At 63.7% G+C, this 16,976-nt stretch carries 15 protein-coding genes; 7 read left to right on the top strand and 8 right to left on the bottom strand.

The window, feature by feature from the left end:
• Positions 1–151: 151 nt before the first annotated feature.
• The gene (gtdA, locus tag FXV83_RS38625) at positions 152–1,192 is read right to left on the bottom strand and encodes a gentisate 1,2-dioxygenase (protein ID WP_148745210.1); all 1,041 of its coding nucleotides are present in this window, start codon (positions 1,190–1,192) and stop codon (positions 152–154) included.
• Between the two features lie 90 nt (positions 1,193–1,282).
• On the opposite strand from gtdA, the gene maiA reads away from it, so the two are divergent.
• Positions 1,283–1,915, top strand: coding sequence for a maleylacetoacetate isomerase (gene maiA, locus FXV83_RS38630; RefSeq protein WP_148745212.1), 633 nt, complete (start codon positions 1,283–1,285; stop codon positions 1,913–1,915).
• Positions 1,905–2,411, top strand: a complete 507-nt coding sequence (locus tag FXV83_RS38635) for a MarR family winged helix-turn-helix transcriptional regulator (RefSeq protein WP_148745214.1) — start codon at positions 1,905–1,907, stop codon at positions 2,409–2,411. The genes maiA and FXV83_RS38635 overlap by 11 nt, the downstream gene beginning before the upstream one ends.
• 218 nt (positions 2,412–2,629) lie before the next feature.
• Here the strand turns inward: FXV83_RS38635 and FXV83_RS38645 are convergent, their stop codons facing one another.
• The 5 genes from FXV83_RS38645 to FXV83_RS38660 all read right to left on the bottom strand — a co-directional run bounded on the left by FXV83_RS38645 (position 2,630) and on the right by FXV83_RS38660 (position 7,924).
• Positions 2,630–4,243: a benzoate-CoA ligase family protein gene (locus tag FXV83_RS38645; protein ID WP_148745216.1), complete on the bottom strand. Its 1,614-nt coding sequence runs from the start codon at positions 4,241–4,243 to the stop codon at positions 2,630–2,632.
• Positions 4,240–5,379, bottom strand: a complete 1,140-nt coding sequence (locus FXV83_RS38650) for an FAD-dependent monooxygenase (RefSeq protein WP_187436461.1) — start codon at positions 5,377–5,379, stop codon at positions 4,240–4,242. The genes FXV83_RS38645 and FXV83_RS38650 overlap by 4 nt, the downstream gene beginning before the upstream one ends.
• A gap of 191 nt (positions 5,380–5,570) precedes the next feature.
• The gene (locus tag FXV83_RS43295) at positions 5,571–5,735 is read right to left on the bottom strand and encodes a hypothetical protein (protein ID WP_187436462.1); all 165 of its coding nucleotides are present in this window, start codon (positions 5,733–5,735) and stop codon (positions 5,571–5,573) included.
• A gap of 172 nt (positions 5,736–5,907) precedes the next feature.
• A complete protein-coding gene (locus FXV83_RS38655) occupies positions 5,908–6,771 on the bottom strand; it encodes a cysteine rich repeat-containing protein (RefSeq protein ID WP_148745218.1) in 864 nt (287 codons plus the stop codon).
• A 151-nt stretch (positions 6,772–6,922) separates the two neighbouring features.
• A complete protein-coding gene (locus FXV83_RS38660) occupies positions 6,923–7,924 on the bottom strand; it encodes an NADP-dependent oxidoreductase (RefSeq protein ID WP_148745220.1) in 1,002 nt (333 codons plus the stop codon).
• A gap of 211 nt (positions 7,925–8,135) precedes the next feature.
• On the opposite strand from FXV83_RS38660, the gene FXV83_RS38665 reads away from it, so the two are divergent.
• On the top strand, positions 8,136–9,431 hold the full coding sequence (locus FXV83_RS38665) for a dicarboxylate/amino acid:cation symporter (protein WP_148745222.1): 1,296 nt from the start codon (positions 8,136–8,138) through the stop codon (positions 9,429–9,431).
• Between the two features lie 12 nt (positions 9,432–9,443).
• Entirely contained in the window at positions 9,444–10,364 is a 921-nt protein-coding gene (locus tag FXV83_RS38670) for an amino acid ABC transporter substrate-binding protein (RefSeq protein ID WP_148745224.1), read from the top strand.
• A 218-nt stretch (positions 10,365–10,582) separates the two neighbouring features.
• On the opposite strand, the gene FXV83_RS38675 is transcribed toward FXV83_RS38670, so the two are convergent.
• Positions 10,583–11,512 (bottom strand): ATP-grasp domain-containing protein, encoded by a 930-nt coding sequence (locus FXV83_RS38675; protein ID WP_148745238.1) that lies wholly within the window; start codon positions 11,510–11,512, stop codon positions 10,583–10,585.
• A 383-nt stretch (positions 11,513–11,895) separates the two neighbouring features.
• On the opposite strand from FXV83_RS38675, the gene FXV83_RS38680 reads away from it, so the two are divergent.
• The 3 genes from FXV83_RS38680 to FXV83_RS38690 all read left to right on the top strand — a co-directional run bounded on the left by FXV83_RS38680 (position 11,896) and on the right by FXV83_RS38690 (position 15,093).
• The gene (locus tag FXV83_RS38680; RefSeq protein WP_148745226.1) at positions 11,896–12,669 is read left to right on the top strand and encodes a ferredoxin--NADP reductase; all 774 of its coding nucleotides are present in this window, start codon (positions 11,896–11,898) and stop codon (positions 12,667–12,669) included.
• A gap of 456 nt (positions 12,670–13,125) precedes the next feature.
• A complete protein-coding gene (locus tag FXV83_RS38685; RefSeq protein WP_148745228.1) occupies positions 13,126–14,751 on the top strand; it encodes an FMN-binding glutamate synthase family protein in 1,626 nt (541 codons plus the stop codon).
• Positions 14,752–14,853: 102 nt separating this feature from the next.
• Positions 14,854–15,093, top strand: a complete 240-nt coding sequence (locus FXV83_RS38690; protein WP_148745230.1) for a PilZ domain-containing protein — start codon at positions 14,854–14,856, stop codon at positions 15,091–15,093.
• Between the two features lie 214 nt (positions 15,094–15,307).
• Here FXV83_RS38690 and FXV83_RS38695 read toward each other — a convergent pair whose 3' ends face one another.
• The gene (locus FXV83_RS38695; protein WP_148745232.1) at positions 15,308–16,603 is read right to left on the bottom strand and encodes a hemolysin family protein; all 1,296 of its coding nucleotides are present in this window, start codon (positions 16,601–16,603) and stop codon (positions 15,308–15,310) included.
• Positions 16,604–16,976 lie beyond the last annotated feature (373 nt).

The raw sequence follows: 16,976 nt of genomic DNA on the forward strand, positions 1-16,976 counted from the left end.
AGGCCGGGACCCATAACCCCAGGGAGAAGTTTGGCGAAGGCTCTTAGTTTGCTCGTTCGTCGGTACGAACACCGCCCTTCCTTGATAGATCACGCGGTATGGGTCCCGGCCTTCGCCGGGACGACACTGAATGCTTGGCTATTGGCCAGCCTCACGCATTCCCGCGATCTTCGCGGAACAGGTCGAGCTTTTGCTGCACCGGGCGATCCGAGAAGCTGAACAGCACGGCGTCGGAATCGGCTTCGTGCGTGACCCACTGCCAGCTCGGCACCACGAACAGATCGCGCGGGCCCCATTCGAAGGTCGCCTCGCCGATTCGCGTGCGGCCATGACCTTCGATCGGACAGAACACCGTCGCGTCGGTCGCGCGATAACGCGCGGTCTTGAAGCCCTTGGGCAGCAATTGGATAAAAGTGCCGATGGTCGGCATCGCGAAGTCGCCGGTCTCGGGGTTGCTGAATTTCAGCTTCAAGCCATGGCAGGCATCCCACTCCTCGCGCGTCTTGGCTTTCTCCAGCGCTTCCCGGGTGTAGGCATAGGGATAGCTGAAGATCGGCGATGTCTTCGAGCTTCGCTTCACGTCGACCGGTAGCAGGTTGTGGCCATAGCGCGCAAAGCTGTCGCCGGCCGGCTTGGTAATTGCCTGCTGGTCTTCCTTCGCGCCTTCGGCAAACGAGCAGTCGAAGAACTGCACCAGCGGAATGTCGAGCCCGTCGAGCCAGAACATCGGCTGGTCGGTCTCGTTGGAGTGATCGTGCCAGGTCATCGACGGTGTGATGATGAAGTCACCTTGTTCCATCGCGGTGCGCTCGCCGTCGACCGCGGTGTGGGCGCCCTTGCCCTCGAGCACGAAGCGCAGCGCCGACTGGCTGTGGCGATGGGCCGGCGCGACGTCGCCCGGCACCACCATCTGCACGCCGGCATAGAGCGAGGTCGTGATCTTGGACTGGCCGCGTAGGCCGGGATTTTCCAGCACCAGCACGCGCCGCTCGGCTTCCTTGGCCGTGATCAGCTTGCCGGCTTCGGTCATGTAGTTGCGGATGACGTCGAATTTCCATAAGTGAGGCCGGCAGGCGCTCTTCGGCTCCGGCGTGATCAGGTCGCTCATGACCGTCCACAGCGCGGTGAGATTTTCGCCGTCGATCTTCTGGTAAAACGCCTCGCGTTCCGGCGTCTTGGTCACGGCTTCCATGGTGCGGCTCCCGCTCGTTTTGTTGATTGACAGTATACTGATGATCTAGGTAGCGTCAACGTGGCGAACAAGAATGAGAGGAGGGTTCCGATGAAGCTGCACGGCTATTTCCGCTCCAGCGCCGCCTACCGGGTGCGGATTGCGCTGAATGTGAAGGGCCTCGGCGCGGAGCATTTGCCGCATCATCTGCGCAAGGGCGAGCAATGCGCGCCGGCCTATCTCGCGATCAATCCGCAGGGTCTGGTGCCGGCTTTGGAGGACGATGCGGGAGCGGTGCTGACCCAGTCTGTCGCCATCATCGAATGGCTCGATGAAATCCACCCCAACCCGCCGCTGCTGCCGAAGGATCCGCTGCGCCGCGCCAAGGTGAGAGCGTTTGCGCTGGCGATCGCCTGCGACACCCACCCCGTGCAGAACCTGAAAGTGCTGGCGCGCCTGCGCGAGCTCGGTCTTGCCGAGGAAAAGGTTCAGGAATGGGCGGCGTGGGTCAATCGCGAGGGGCTGTCGGCCTGCGAGACGCTGATCAAGGACGAGCCGGGTCCGTTCTGCTTCGGCGATGCGCCGACGCTCGCCGATCTCTGCCTGGTGCCGCAGCTCGCCAATGCCCGTCGCTTCGGCGTCGACGTCGCCGCCTATCCGCGCCTGCTCAAGGCGGAAGCCGCGGCGAAGGCGCTGCCGGCGTTCGCGAACGCCGCGCCGGAGAACCAGCCCGATGCCGAGTAAGCCTGCCATCACCATGGACGCGGTCTACGCCGCGCCGGGCTATCTGTTCCGGCGCATGCAGCAGATCGCGGTCTCGATCTTCATGGAGGAGTGCAAGGCGTTCGACCTGACCCCGGTGCAATATGCCGCGCTGATCGCGATCCACACCCATCCCGGCATCGACGCGACGCGGCTGTCGGCAGTGATCGCCTTCGACCGCTCCACGCTCGGCAGCGTGATCGAGCGGCTTCAGGCCAAGGACTACATCGAACGCAAGCCTGCGCCCGAGGACAAGCGGATCAAGCTGCTCTATCTGACGAAACCCGGTGCCGCGATCCTGCGCGAGATCGTCCCGGCCGTCGAGCGCGCCCAGGCACGCATGATGGAGCCGCTCAAGCCGGCCGACCGCAAGACGCTGATGACGCTGCTGGCGCAACTTGTCGATCTCAACAACGAAGCCTCACGCGTGCCGCTGCGAGCGGAGGATGTGCTGGAGCATCTGGGCAAGGCGGGGTGAGAGATGAGTGAGGTTTGCGCTGGCACCTCATTCTCCGCTGTCGTCCCGGACAAGCGAAGCGCAGATCCGGGACCCATAACCACAGGAAGCCGTGGTTACGGGAATTCGGAGTTGCACCTTCGCGCCTAACCTGGCCCTGTGGCTATGGGTCCCGGATCGGTGCGCGCTTGAGGCGCGCTTGTCCGGGACGACATCGAATATAGAGCCACGTCCTTGCCTCACATCCGCAACAGCGCCTGCCGATCGATCTTCCCCGTGCCGGTCTTCGGCAGCTCCTCGATGAAGATCACCTCGCGCGGATATTTGTAGGGCAAGAGCTTGCCCTTCACGTAGTCCTGGAGCCGGCGCGTCGCTTCGCTCTGATCGACAGTCCGGTTGTTCATCACCACCACCGCCTTCAGCGTCATGCGGCGGTCCGGCAGCTCGGCGGCGAAGACCGCGCATTCGCGGATGTCGGGATGGTCGGCGAGACACAGCTCGACCTCGAGCGGATAGACCCATTGGCCGGAGATCTTGATGAGATCATCGGCGCGACCGCGGAAGAAGTGGAAGCCGTCGGCATCGCGCACGAAGCGGTCGCCGGTGTAGATCCAGCCCTCCTCGCGGATGGTCTCGGCGGATTTGTCTGGCCGGTTCCAGTACAGCGGCGTGTTGGAATCGCCGCGCACCCACAAGATGCCTTCCTCGTCGTCGCCGACCTCGCGCCCGTCCTTGTCGCGAAGCGCGACCTCGTAGCCGGGCACGCGCAGGCCGGCAGCGCCGAGCTTCTTCTGATCGGGGCGGTTGGAGAGATAGATGTGCAGCACCTCGGTCGAGCCGAGCCCCTCGACGATCTCGAGGCCGGTGAGCTGCTTCCAGCCATTGAAGACGTCGGCCGAGAGCACCTCGGCCGCGGAAAGCGCCATGCGTAGCGACGAGAAGTCGGTCTTGTCCGCGCCTTCGGCCTTGGTCAGCGAGGTATAGAGCGTCGGCAGCCCGAAGAAGACCGTCGGCTTGTACTGTTCGATCGCAGCAAAGATCGCTGCGGGCTTGGGCTGGCCCGGCAGCAGCAGCGTCGCGGCACCGGCCGAGAACGGGAACGTGACGGAGTTGCCAAAACCATAGGCGAAGAAGATTTTCGGTACTGAGAAGCAGATATCGTCCGGCGTCAGCTTCAACACATTCTGCGCGAAGGCCGCCTCGCTATAGGCCATGTCGTGCTGGAGATGCACGATGCCCTTGGGCCGGCCGGTCGAGCCCGACGAATACATCCAGAACGCCATCTCGTTGCGGTCGGTGTCGGCTTCCGCCAGCGCGGCCGGAAACCGTGCGAGCCAGCCGGCCGCCGGGATCGCCTCGGATGCCGCGTGATCGCGTACCTCGCCGTTGACGACGATCAGCGTGCGCAGGCCAGTGTCCTTGCAGGCCTCCGCGTTGAAGCGCGCGCAGAACTCGGACTCGGCGACTGCGACACTCGCGCCGGAATCGGCAAGATAGAATTGCAACAGGTCCGGCGGCGTCAGCGTATTGATCAGCAGCGGCACGAAGCCGGCACGGACCGCGCCGAAGAACGCGGCCGGATAGGCCGGCGTGTCGTCGAGGAACAGCAGCACGCGATCGCCGCGCTCGAGTCCGAGCGAGGCGAAGCCGTTGCCCCATCGCCCGGCTTCCGCGCAGAGCTCGGCATAGCTGCGTGTGCCCGCGGGCCCGATCAGCGCGAGCTTGTCGCCGTGTCCTCTTGCGAGATTGTCGAACAGCACGCGGCTGGCATTGTAGGTTTGCGGAACGGCAAAGCCGATCTCGCGCCCGCCCGGGCTGTCGGCCGGCACCTGGTCGCGAATTTCGTTGCTCATGCCGCGCCTCCGCCGTTCTTCGCGGCCTCGTAGCGCGCCATGAAGGCCGGCGACATCGCCCGCAGCCGGGCATCGTCGATGCGCCCGGAGCGGGTGATGTAGCTGTAGGCAAAGTCCATCAGGTCGAGCTTCATATGTTCGGGAAAATGCTCGTACCAGAAGGCCGAGGTGCGCGCGGCGTTGACGAGCTTCTGCAGCACGGGCTTGCGTGCGGCCTGGTAGCGATGCAACGCGGTCGCCAGATGTGCATCCGATTCCAGCGCCTTGACCAGCGCGATGGCGTCCTCGATCGCGAGCCGGGTTCCCGAGCCGATCGAAAAATGCGCCGAGTGCAGGGCGTCGCCGATCAGCACGATGTTCTTGAACGACCAGTGCTCGTTCCAGACCCAGGGAAAATTGCGCCAGACCGATTTGTTGGAGACCAGGCAGTGGCCGCCGAGCGTGTCGGCGAACACCTCCTCGCAGACGCCCTTGGACTGCTCGACGTCCTTGTAGGCGAAGCCATAGGCTTGCCAGGTCGCGTGGTCGCACTCGACCAGGAACGTGCTCATGGTCGGCGAGTAGCGGTAGTGATGGGCGTTGAAGGCGCCGCGATCGGTCTTCACGAAGGTCTGCGACAGCGTGTCGAAGCGCTTCGAGGTGCCGTACCAGACGAACTTGTTGGAGGAGTAGGACAGCGAGGTGCCGAAATCGCCCTCATAGGCGCGGCGCACCAGCGAGTTCAGGCCGTCGGCGGCGACGACCAGATCATGGCCGTTGAGCTGGTCGATGGCATCGATCTGCGTGTCGAAGCGCGGCGTGACGCCGGCATCGATCGCGCGCTGCTGCAGGAACTTCAACAGCTCGAGCCGGCCGATCGAGGAGAAGCCTACGCCGTCGATGGCGACGCTGTCGCCGTGCAGGTTCAGCGTGATGTTCTGCCAGCTCTCCATATGCGGCGCGATCGCATCGACCGTCTCGGGGTCGTCGGCGCGCAGGAATTCCAGCGCCTGGTCGGAGAACACGACGCCAAAGCCCCAGGTCGCGTCGGCCGGGTTCTGTTCGAACAGGTCGACTTGATCCTCGGGGTGACGCTTCTTCCAGAGATAGGCGAAGTAGAGCCCACCGGGCCCCCCGCCGATCACGGCGATCCGCAACGTCTGCCTCCCTGATTGACAGTATACTTACTATCTAAGGGTAGACTAATGTGCTCCGACGTCCGGCGCCAGCGGAATTATCGCCAGCGCGTGGCACGCTGAAGCTCGCTCCGGAACACGCGTTTTGCGCGTGTCCGAAACCATCAGGTGCGAACCATAGCCAAACCGCGCTGGCTTGGCCATCCGGCCTGTCAGACGCAGCGCTTCACATAGACCCCGTTCACCAGCACCCTGGTGCAGCGGACGACCGGAACTGGCTTGCGAACCACGACGGCGGCATTCGGCCCGGCGCAGCCGGCGCGATAGACGCCGCGGGCGCAGACCACCGCGTTGGCATCGGAGGCTGCGAAGGTCATGGTTGCCGCGAAGGCAAGAGCGCAGAGGCAGTGAGTAGGAATGCACGCATGTCTTCCTCCCGGTCTTTCGTGATCGAAATCGGATATCGGCAAATCTTGTAGCGTCGTTGCCGGCGCACGATGTTGTGTCGCGCGCCACCAGTTTGTTCATGCGCGGGCTTGCACAGCGATACTATCGCGCCGCGAACGGTGCGAGCACGTCCTTGCAGGCGGGCGACAGCGAGCCTGCATTGCTCGCAATGCACTGCACGATACGGCCGCCGCCAGGCGCCACGCCGGCGCACAGGTTACGGATATCGGCGCCGCAGGCCGATCGGACGATGAACAGTTCTTCGCGGGGCCGCAGCGGGCGCAGAACGATCGCGGCCGGCGCGGCCGCCGGAGCTGCCGCCGCAGGAGCCGCGCCCGCAGGCGCTGTCGTTGCGCCACCGCTACCCGCCGCGGCGCTTATGGCCTTCTCGCAGGCGGGCGACACCTTGGCCTTGTTCTTCTCCAGGCATTCGAGCGCGGGGGCGCCGCCCGGCGGCACGCTGGCGCACACCTTGGGATAATCGGCGCGGCACGCGCTCTTGACCGCTGCAACCTGTGCGCTGCTCGGCTGCTTGGCGGCAGCAGCCTTCGGCGCCGGTGCGGCGGCCGGCTTCGCCGCGGGGGCAGAGTCAGCCTTCGGCACTGCAGGCGCCGACTCCGCCTTGGGGGCAGCTTCGGTCTTGGGTGCTTCGGTTTTTTGTGCCTCGGGCTTGGACACGGCGGGAGCGGCTTCGGTCTTCGGAGCCGCTGCGGGCTCAACCGCGCGGACCGCGGCTTGGCATCCTGGCGCGAGGCTGGACATGTTCTTCTGCAGGCATTGGTACGCTTCCACCCCGCCGGGGGTTACGCTTGAGCAGTGCGCCATGAAGTCCGAGCGGCATGCCGAACGGATCGCGCTTTTCTGCGCATCGGTCGGGGCTTGTGCGAGGGCCGGTGCTGCACTTGCGAAGATCATTGCCGCCAGCAACGCCTTGCGCGTTGAGGCATGCTTCAACGTGTTGAACATCTGACTGTATTCCCGCCCTGTCGGTAACCCTGACGATTATGAAATGTGATGCAAGGGCAATCGTCGCGAGTGATGCCTCGCGCGCGGTATCTTTGGCCGCTTTGGCCTCTACCGCAAGTCAATTATGCCGACGCAAATGCGACGTGCGTCGTTACAGCTTGACCATGCGCTTGCCGCGGTTCTCGCCCGCGAGCAATCCGATCAGCGCCTTCGGCGTGTTCTCGAGCCCATCGATGATGTCCTCCTGCACCTTCAGCTTGCCGGACTTGACCCAGGCCTGGAGCTCGGCGAGCGCGCGCTGGCTCTCCTTCATGTAGTCCATCACGATGAAGCCTTGCATCACCAGCCGCTTCACCACGATCAGCCCGGGCACGCCGCGCGGGCCGTGCGCGGCGGGCGCGCCGTCATATTGCGAGATCGCGCCGCAACAGGCGATACGGCCGTAATTGTTCATCTGCGGCAGGCAGGCTTCGAGAATGTCGCCGCCGACATTATCGAAATAGACGTCGATGCCTTTTGGCGCGGCGGCACGCAACGCCTTGAACACCGCGCCGTCCTTGTAGTCGACGGCGGCATCGAAGCCGAGCTCGGAGGTCAGCCAGTTGCATTTGTCGGCGCCGCCGGCAATGCCGATCACGCGACATCCCTTGATCCTGGCGATCTGTCCGACGATCGAGCCGACCGAGCCTGCGGCGGCGGAGACCACGACCGTCTCGCCCTCTTTGGGCTTGCCGATCTCCAGCAGGCCGAAATAGGCGGTGAGACCGGCGATGCCGAACACGCTGAGCAGGTGCGTCATCGGCTCAAGCCTCGGCATCTTGTTCAAATGCTTTGCAGGCACCGCGGCATAGTCCTGCCAGCCAGTGTCGCCGAACACGATGTCACCTGCTGCCAGCCCCGGTGCTTTCGAGCTGACGACTTCAGCGATAGCGCCGCCGGCCATCACGCTGTTGGCTTCGACGGCCGAACGATAGGTCGCGCCGTGCATCCAGGCGCGGTTGGCGGCGTCGAGCGAAATGTAACGCACGCGCAGCAAGGCCTCACCGTCCTTCGGCTCCGGCATCGCGCCATCGATCATCTTGAAATGCTCAGGACCGAGCTTGCCGCTGGGCTTTTCCACCAGAAGGATCTGGCGATTGGTGCTGCCGCTCATGACATTTCCCCTTTGATTGGTTTTGACGATTATTGATGCAGCCGCCGCAAAGAAAACGTGCAGGCCGCATTCGTTGTGCGCTGCATGAAGGCTAGATCGCTGGCGTCTGTTTCACAACGGGAACATCCGGCCAACGCGACCACACGCAAAGCGTGTTGCGTCACTTTCGTATCTGCGACATCATGAAGCGCCGGTGTCGTGGGGTCCTCAAATGTCGAACAGGTTTACGCAATACATCTTGGCGGCGATGGTGCTGGGCATCATCATGGGCGCGGCGATCTATAACTTCCTGCCCGACACGCGCGCCGACTGGGCCTCCTCCATCAACCTGATCGCCGTGATCTTCCTGCGCCTGATCAAGATGATCATCGCGCCACTGGTGTTCGCTACGCTCGTCGGCGGCATTGCCCATATGGGCTCGGGCTCCAAGCTCGGCCGCATCTTCGCCAAGACCATGGGCTGGTTCGTCAGCGCCTCCTTTGTCTCGCTGATGCTCGGCCTCGTGATGGTCAACCTGCTTCAGCCCGGCGCCAACTTCCCCGGCACGCTGCCGGACAAGGCGCAGTCGACCGGCCTGCCGGTCTCCGCCTTCTCGATCGAGAAATTCCTCACCCATCTGATCCCGACCTCGATCGCGGACGCGATGGCGCAGAACGAGATCTTGCAGATCGTGATCTTTGCCGTGTTCTTCTCGGTGGCGATGGGTTCGATGCCCGAGCGCTCCAAGCCGATCCTGGCGCTGATCGACGATATCGGCCACATCATGCTCAAGGTCACGGGCTATGTGATGCTGTTCGCGCCGTTCGCGGTCTGGGCCGCCATCACGGCGACGGTGGCCAAGAACGGCCTGTTGGTGCTCTGGAAGCTCATCGTCTTCATGGGCGGCTTCTATCTCTCGCTGGCGATCCTGTGGGCCATCCTGGTGGTCGTCGGCTTCATCGTGATCGGGCCGCGCTACGCCCATCTGCTGAAGCTGATTCGCGAGCCGCTGATGATCGCGTTCTCCACTGCGAGCTCGGAAGCAGCCTATCCGAAGACGCTGGAGGGGCTTAACCGCTTCGGCGCCTCGTCGCGGATCTCGAGCTTCGTGCTGCCGCTCGGCTATTCCTTCAATCTCGACGGCACGATGATGTACTGCACCTTCGCCAGTATCTTCATCGCGCAGAGCTACCACATCGACATGCCGCTCGGCACCCAGCTTGCGATGCTCGCTACGCTGATGATCACCTCGAAGGGCGTCGCGGGCGTGCCGCGCGCCTCCCTCGTCGTGATCGCCTCGACACTGTCTCAGTTCGGCATCCCCGAGGCGGGGCTGCTGATGATCATGGGCATCGATACCTTCCTCGACATGGGCCGCAGCGCCACCAACGTGATCGGCAACACGCTGGCGACCTCGGTCGTGGCGAAGTGGGAAGGCGAGCTCGGACCCGAGCACGCAATGGGACCGAGCGACGCCGTGCCCGACGACATGGTGCCCGGCGAAGTACCTGCGATGGCTGGCCATTGAAGGGAGTGCGAGATGCGCCCTTTCGCGACGATTTCGGGCGGTCTGTTGCTCGCAGCATGCATGCTGGCAACCGGCGCCTCGGCCCAGACCGGCGGCAGCGAAGGGCTTAGCCCGACGCTATCTGCCATCAAGAATGCGCATACGGTGCGGCTCGGCTATCGCGAGAGCTCTCCGCCGTTCTCCTTCCTCGATCAGGCGGGTCGCCCGATCGGCTATAGCCTCGAGCTCTGCGAGGCCATCGTCGAGGAGATCGGCGTCGAGGTCGACGATCCCAATCTGAAGATCGCCTACGTCAAGGTCACCTCTGACGACCGCATCGACGCCGTGCTCCAGAACAAGATCGATCTGGAATGCGGCTCGACAACCGCCAATGCCGAGCGTGCCAAGCGCGTCGCCTTCTCACCCCTGATGTTTGTCGCCGGCACCAAGCTGATGGTGCCGAAGACGTCGAGCGTTCAGTCGCTCGCCGATCTGAAGGGCAAGACCATCGTGGTGACGAAGGGCACCACCAACGAGCAGGCGATACGGGCGGCCGACAGGAAGTCCTCGCTGGGGCTGAACATCGTCGTCGGCGCCGATCATGAGCAGTCGTTCCAAATGGTCGTGGACGGCAAGGCCGATGCGTTCGCGACCGACGACATCCTGCTGTCGAGCCTGATCGTGCGGCATAAGGCCCAGGACAAGTTCCGCGTCACCGGCGATCTCCTGTCCTACGACCCCTACGGCATCATGTTTCGCAAGGGCGAGCCGCAACTGACGGCCGTGGTCGAACGCACCTTCCGCAAGCTCGGCTCCAACCACGACCTCGTCCCGCTCTACAACAAATGGTTCACCGCAAGGCTCCCCACAGGCGAGCGGCTGAACGTGCCGATCTCGCTGCAACTCGAGGAAGCCTTCAAGGCAATGGACGATTCAGCCAGCGCGAATAATTAGGGCTTACTTCCTTCTCCCCTTGTGGGAGAAGGTGGCATAGGCGGCCTGCGGCCGCCGTTCTTAAGAACGCCGACGCGTAGCGTCGGCTACGGCGCCGGATGAGGGGTTGCGTCGGCGAGTCTCGCTGCGAGAGTCTCGTGCGCGGAGAGAGACCCCTCATCCGGCTTCGCGTTCCGCGAAGCCACCTTCTCCCACAAGGGGAGAAGGGATCGCAGCGTTCAGCGCTCTTCGCCAAACAGCCGATCCAGTGCGGCATCGTACGTCGCTTGCACCAGCTCCGGATGCAGCTTCCCCAGCGCTTCCATCATCACGCCCGAATTGATCTCGAGCACCTTCCAAGCGCCGTCGACACGGATCACATCGATCGATGCGAAGACGATGCCGATGGCATTGGCGGCGTCGATCGCGAGGTTTGCGCAAGCAACGTAGGCTTCACCGCCCTCTATGTGCACCGGCTGCGCGCCGGCATCGAGATTGTGTCGCCAGTTCAGGATACGGCGCTCACCCTTGGGCACAATGGCGTTCACCTCGCGCGCGTCGAGCTCGCGGAGCTGCCTGTCCTGTCCCGCCGCAGCCGCCAATTCGGCCAATTTGCGTACGCCGTCGCCGACCACCGAGGAGCGCTGCTTGCGGTAGACGACCATCGGCTTGCCATCGAGCAGGATCACGCGGACCTCCTGCTCGATCTCGACATAGGGTGCGATCACGAGACCGAGGCTCGATGAAAACACCTCGCTCACGGCGCGGTCGAGCTCATCGCGGGTCGTCGCCTTGAACACCGCGCGTCCTGACGTTCCCTCATTGGGCTTGACCACGACGCCTTGCGGATTCTGCGCGAGCAGATCCAGCATCGCCTCATGCCAGGTCGAGCCGGCAACGTGCGCGCCCAGGCTCGGGTTGAGGAAGAGATGATGGGGAATGCAGGGCACATTCTCCAGCGCCAGCACCTCGGCCGTCGCCGATTTGTCGTTGGCGAGGCGGTGCGCGATCGCGCTGTTGAGGCCGATGTCGTAGCCGAACGCGAACTGGCGTGTCTCGCCCCGGCGCATCGCAATCAGCCAGCCGCCGGAGCGGAGGTCCACCGCGATGCCATGACGTGCACAATAGTGTCGGATCGCCTGGACGAAGGTGCGTTCGCCGCTTGCCATGTGCTGGACCATGTCTTGGACCGTTCCACCTGTCGAAGGCAGCAAAAATACGGAAAGAGCACGAAGCTCGGCCGAAAATCAGAGCTATTCTTAATGAAATTCTCGCGAGCGCGCCGGAAATTAAGTGCTGGAAACGGGCCTCACAGGGAAAAGAAATTGCCCCTCGCGGCCGATGCGCAGCAAATTCGTTAACGGCGCGACCAATTCCGCGCAAAAGCCGGTCTGATCGGCGTCAATTGCATCCGAAACGAGGTTGATTATTGGCCTCAATGGCGTAGATCACACCCGAGAAATCCTCCGCCATGGCAAGTGGTGTTCGCCTCGCTTCAGGGGCCGTGCAACGCTTTTGTTCAAAACCGCAAATATTCGGAATATCGAAAATCATGAGCGCGTTTTACCGAGAGAAGGTTCTTTCCGTCCAGCACTGGACCGACACGCTATTCAGCTTCCGTGCCACCCGCGATTCCGGCTTCCGTTTCCAGAACGGGCAGTTCGCGATGATCGGCCTCGAGGTCGAGGGCCGTCCGCTGCTGCGCGCCTACAGCATGGCGAGCGCCAATCACGAGGAAGAGCTCGAGTTCTTCTCGATCAAGGTCCAGGACGGCCCGCTCACCTCGCGCCTGCAGAAGATCAAGCAAGGCGACACCATCCTGGTCGGCCGCAAGGCGACCGGCACGCTCATCGCCGACAATCTCATTCCCGGCAAGCGGCTCATGCTGCTTTCGACCGGCACAGGGCTCGCGCCGTTCGCCAGCCTGATCAAGGACCCGGAAGTCTACGACCAGTTCGAGAGCATCGTGCTGGTCCATGGCTGTCGCCAGGTCTCCGAGCTCGCCTATGGCGAGCAGCTCGTCGCGAATTTGCGCGAGGACGAGCTGTTCGGGCCGCTGCTGTCGGAGAAGCTGGTCTATTACCCGACCGTAACCCGCGAGCCGTTCAAGAACCGCGGCCGCATTACCGACCTGATCAGCTCCGAGCAGATCTTCAACGACATCGGCCAGTCTCCACTCGATATCGAAACCGATCGCATCATGATGTGCGGCAGCCCGGCGATGCTGGAAGAGCTGCGCGTCATGTTCGAGGGCCGCGGCTTTGCCGAAGGCTCGGGCAATACCCCCGGCCATTTCGTGATCGAGAAGGCGTTCGTCGAGCGGTGATCGCCGCTCGCAGTCACTAAATCACCTGTCGTCCAGGGCTGTAGCCATCAACTCAGCCGTCGTCCCGGACAAGCGCGCCCAAAGCGCGCGCCGATCCGGGACCCATACTCACAGGACGTGGTTCGGCGAAGATTGGTAGCCACCAACTTCGTGCTGCAACTTCTTCCTGTGGTTACGAGTCCCGGGTCTGCGCTTACGCTTGCCCGGGACGACGGCTGAGCTTGCAGCCCCTTCGGTATCCCCCATCCCACCCGCTCTGCTGCACTGCAAAAACTACCCAGCGGGCTGATTGATTTGCTTCGGCCGAATTCGCTAGCCTGTAACGCAAGCCCCGTCATATCCGTAAGACGGACGCGGGCGTATCATACCCCGTCATTCCGATGAGAGGATGTGATCGTGGCCGACGAAAATAGCAAAGCGCCAAAATCGAGCCGTGGGCCCCTCGAAGAGGGGGTCATGGAAACCTTGCTGCTTCCATTCTCGCCGCGCTTCATCGTTCTGACGATCTGCGCGGTGTTAACCGCGTTACTGATCGGCATCGGCCTCGCCGATCGCAAGATCTTCGACATCCTGCTGATACCGATCGTGATCTTCGGTGCGCTGACGCTGCTCGGCATCCGCGATCTCATGCAGAAGGGCCACGCGGTCCTGCGCAACTACCCGATCTCGGCGCACATTCGCTTCCTGCTCGAAGAAATTCGCCCCGAGATGCGGCAGTACTTCTTCGAGAGCGAGAAGGACGGCATGCCGTTCTCGCGCGACATCCGCGCTGTGGTCTATCAGCGCGCCAAGATGCAGCTGGACAAGCGTCCGTTCGGTACCCAGGAGGACGTCTATCGCGAGGGCTATGAGTGGATGCATCACTCGGTCTCGCCGAAGACGCGTGCCGAGGAGAAATTCCGCGTCGTCGTCGGCGGCCCCGACTGCAAGAAGCCATATTCGGCTTCGGTGTTCAACATCTCCGCAATGAGCTTTGGCGCGCTCAGCCCGAACGCGGTGCGCGCGCTGAATGCCGGCGCGAAGATGGGCGGATTTGCGCACGATACCGGCGAGGGCGGCTTCAGCCCCTATCACGCAGAGATGGGCGGCGACATTATCTGGGAGATCGGCTCCGGCTATTTCGGCTGCCGTCATCACGACGGCACGTTCGATCCGGAGGCGTTCGCGCGGGTCGCCAGCGCAGACCAGATCAAGATGGTCGAGCTCAAGATCAGCCAGGGCGCCAAGCCTGGCCACGGCGGCGTGCTGCCGGCGGCGAAGGTCTCGGAAGAGATTTCCAAGATCCGCGGCGTTGCGATGGGCGAGGACTGCATCTCGCCGGCCTCGCATCGCGCCTTCTCCACCCCGATCGGCATGATGCAGTTCGTCGCCGAAATGCGCAGGCTTTCCGGCGGCAAGCCCGCCGGCTTCAAGCTCTGCATCGGCCACCCCTGGGAATTCCTGGCAATCTGCAAGGCGATGATCGAGACCGGCATCTATCCGGACTTCATCGTCGTGGACGGCAATGAGGGCGGCACCGGCGCCGCGCCGCTGGAGTTCATGGACCATCTGGGCATGCCGATGCGCGAGGGCGTCAATTTCGTCCACAATGCGCTGATCGGTATCAATGCGCGCGACCGCATCAAGCTCGGCGCGTCCGGCAAGATCGCGACCGCCTTCGACATGGCGCGCGCGATGGCGATCGGCGCCGACTGGTGCAATTCGGCGCGCGGCTTCATGTTCTCGCTGGGCTGCATCCAGTCGCTGAGCTGCCACACCGACCGCTGCCCGACCGGGGTCGCAACGCAGGATCCCACGCGGGCCCGTGCGCTCTACGTGCCGCTCAAGATCGACCGCGTGCACAACTACCACCATGCCACGCTGCACTCGCTGGCCGAGCTGATCGCCGCGGCCGGTCTCGAACATCCGCAGCAGCTGCGCCCGATCCACTTCAGCCAGCGCAACTCGACGACCGAGGTGAAATCCTTCGCACAGCTCTATCCGTCGCTGCGCCCGGGCGAGCTGCTCGAAGGCACCGAAGACCCGCGCTTCCGCGACGCCTGGCGGATGGCGCGGGCGGAGACGTTCCAGCCGGCGCCGTGAGTGTGGCTATGCGTTGGGAGTGCGCCGTCCTGCCTCGTAAATTGATCGCGAACAAGGTTGGTGCTAAACGTTTGATTCAACTTTGGGTGTAGGTTTGCCCCCATGGACGAACGACGCAACAAATCCAGGTATCGCGTGCTGAAGGCCGGAACGATCGAGTTCGGCGGGGGCGCGATCGACTGCACGGTGCGCAATTTTTCGGACACCGGCGCGGCGCTCGACGTCACGAGCCCGGTCGGCATCCCCGAGCACTTCACCCTGGTCATGCAGGCCGACGGAACGCATTTGGCTTGCACCGTGGTCTGGCGCAAGGAAAAGCGGATTGGGGTGCGGTTTGGGTGAGTGTCGAGTTAGCCTGAGCGCGCGCAACCAATCGCCGCTGTCGTCCCGGACAAGCGTCAGCGCAGATCCGGGATCCATACCGCGTGATCTATCCTTCGCGGTTGACAGCAGTACCGAACGGCGAGCCTTCGCCAAACCGTTCGCTACGAGTATGGGTCCCGGATCGGCGCGCGCTTTGGGCGCGCTTGTCCGGGACGACAGCTGAGATTGTGGCTCACGCCGCTGCTTGCTCTCCGCTCCTTGTCGCCAGGATCTTGTCGATCCTCCGGCCATCGAGATCGACCACCTCGATATGCCATCCGCCGAAGTCGAAGGCATCGCCGACATTGGGCAGCACATTGAACTGTTGCAGCACGAGGCCCGCCACCGTGTTGTAGCGGTGCGGCGGCAGCTCGATGCCGAGCAGGTCGCCGAACTCGTCGACCGGCATCCAGCCGGCGACCAGCAGCGAGTCATCCGCACGCTTGACGTAAGCCGGCTCCGGCGGCCCCTCTTCGGAATGGAACGCGCCGACGATCGACTCCAGGATATCGGCCGCGGTGACCACGCCTTCGAACGCGCCATACTCGTCATAGACAAGACCGACGTGAACCGGTGCAGATCTCAGGATCGCCAGCACGTCGCGGGCATCCGCTGACGCGGGAATGCCCGGCGCCTCGCGGACCAGTGCTCGCAGATCCGGCGTGCGTTCGCTCATGAAGGCGACCAGCAGGTCCTTGGCCTGGAGCACGCCGATCGGCGTGTCGCGATCGCCATCCGAAGCGGGAAAGCGCGAGTGCGGACTCCTTGCGATAATCTCTCGGATCGTCTCGGGCGGATCGTTCAGGTCGATCTCGTCGACCTCAGTGCGCGGCGTCATCACCGCGCCGACCGGCCGGTCGCCGAGCCGCATCACGCCGGCGATCATCTCCTTCTCGCCGGGCTCCAGCACGCCGGCGCTCTCGGCTTCGTGGACGAGGTGGTGGATTTCGTCCTCCGACACCTTCTCCTCGGCCTTGCCGCCGCGGCCGAGCAGCGTGAGGATCAGCTTGCCCGAGATGTCGAGCAGAAAGACGAGCGGCAGCGATATCCTTGCCAGCCAGTGCAGCGCGGGCGCGACCTTGACCGCAATGCTCTCGGGATCGCGCAGCGCCACCTGTTTCGGCACGAGCTCGCCGACGATCAGGGTGGCGTAGGTGATGAGCGTGACCACGAGGCCGACGCCGACGATGTCGGCGATGCCCGCCGACAGCCCGAGCTCGACCAGCCATTGGGTCAGCCGCTGCCCGAGCGTCGCGCCCGAGAACGCGCCCGACAGCACGCCGACCAGCGTGATCCCGATCTGCACCGTCGAAAGGAACTTGCCGGGGTCCGAGGCCAGCGTCAGAGCCCGCTCGGCGCCCCGCACGCCCTTGGCGGCGAGCATCGAGAGCCGGGCCGGGCGCGACGACACCACGGCCAGCTCGGACATGGACAGCAGGCCATTGATGACGATCAGGACGACGACGATGACGAGTTCGACGGAGAGCATTGACGTTCCGAGGTAAGTGAGTGTGGCCTGATGGCCCGACCAAGCGTTGATATAGGCATTTTGCCGGCAATTGCCGGCGAATTCTGTCGCACCCGCCATCGCAAAGGAACCTCCACCGGCTCGGGAGCCTGGCAACACCCCGCGGAACTACGGTGTTGCCGCGGCGCGAGCCAGACCGGATCGGCGTCCTTCAACGTGCTCGCGTCCGTGAAATCGCTGTCCGGAGAGAGCAGCCGTCTCAAGCTCGAGGTCGGAATCCTCGACGCAATCCGCGCCGCTTAAACTCGAACTGCACGATGCGGCGACATCGGTAGTGGGCTCCCTCTCCCGCGTGCGGGGGAGGGAGCCCACTACCGATGTCGCCGCATCGTGC

The organism is Bradyrhizobium hipponense, assembly GCF_008123965.1.
In the GTDB taxonomy this organism is placed as follows: Bacteria; Pseudomonadota; Alphaproteobacteria; order Rhizobiales; family Xanthobacteraceae; genus Bradyrhizobium; species Bradyrhizobium hipponense.

What these genes read in the sequence shown, in the direction of transcription:
- FXV83_RS38680 (WP_148745226.1), top strand. Translation starts at nt 11,896, where the DNA reads ATGAGCGCGTTTTACCGAGAGAAGGTTCTTTCCGTCCAGCACTGGACC.
- maiA (WP_148745212.1), top strand. Translation starts at nt 1,283, where the DNA reads ATGAAGCTGCACGGCTATTTCCGCTCCAGCGCCGCCTACCGGGTGCGG.
- FXV83_RS38695 (WP_148745232.1), bottom strand. Translation starts at nt 16,603, where the DNA reads ATGCTCTCCGTCGAACTCGTCATCGTCGTCGTCCTGATCGTCATCAAT.
- FXV83_RS38645 (WP_148745216.1), bottom strand. Translation starts at nt 4,243, where the DNA reads ATGAGCAACGAAATTCGCGACCAGGTGCCGGCCGACAGCCCGGGCGGG.
- gtdA (WP_148745210.1), bottom strand. Translation starts at nt 1,192, where the DNA reads ATGGAAGCCGTGACCAAGACGCCGGAACGCGAGGCGTTTTACCAGAAG.
- FXV83_RS43295 (WP_187436462.1), bottom strand. Translation starts at nt 5,735, where the DNA reads ATGACCTTCGCAGCCTCCGATGCCAACGCGGTGGTCTGCGCCCGCGGC.
- FXV83_RS38635 (WP_148745214.1), top strand. Translation starts at nt 1,905, where the DNA reads ATGCCGAGTAAGCCTGCCATCACCATGGACGCGGTCTACGCCGCGCCG.
- FXV83_RS38690 (WP_148745230.1), top strand. Translation starts at nt 14,854, where the DNA reads ATGGACGAACGACGCAACAAATCCAGGTATCGCGTGCTGAAGGCCGGA.
- FXV83_RS38685 (WP_148745228.1), top strand. Translation starts at nt 13,126, where the DNA reads ATGGAAACCTTGCTGCTTCCATTCTCGCCGCGCTTCATCGTTCTGACG.
- FXV83_RS38655 (WP_148745218.1), bottom strand. Translation starts at nt 6,771, where the DNA reads ATGTTCAACACGTTGAAGCATGCCTCAACGCGCAAGGCGTTGCTGGCG.
- FXV83_RS38675 (WP_148745238.1), bottom strand. Translation starts at nt 11,512, where the DNA reads ATGGCAAGCGGCGAACGCACCTTCGTCCAGGCGATCCGACACTATTGT.
- FXV83_RS38665 (WP_148745222.1), top strand. Translation starts at nt 8,136, where the DNA reads ATGTCGAACAGGTTTACGCAATACATCTTGGCGGCGATGGTGCTGGGC.
- FXV83_RS38670 (WP_148745224.1), top strand. Translation starts at nt 9,444, where the DNA reads ATGCGCCCTTTCGCGACGATTTCGGGCGGTCTGTTGCTCGCAGCATGC.
- FXV83_RS38660 (WP_148745220.1), bottom strand. Translation starts at nt 7,924, where the DNA reads ATGAGCGGCAGCACCAATCGCCAGATCCTTCTGGTGGAAAAGCCCAGC.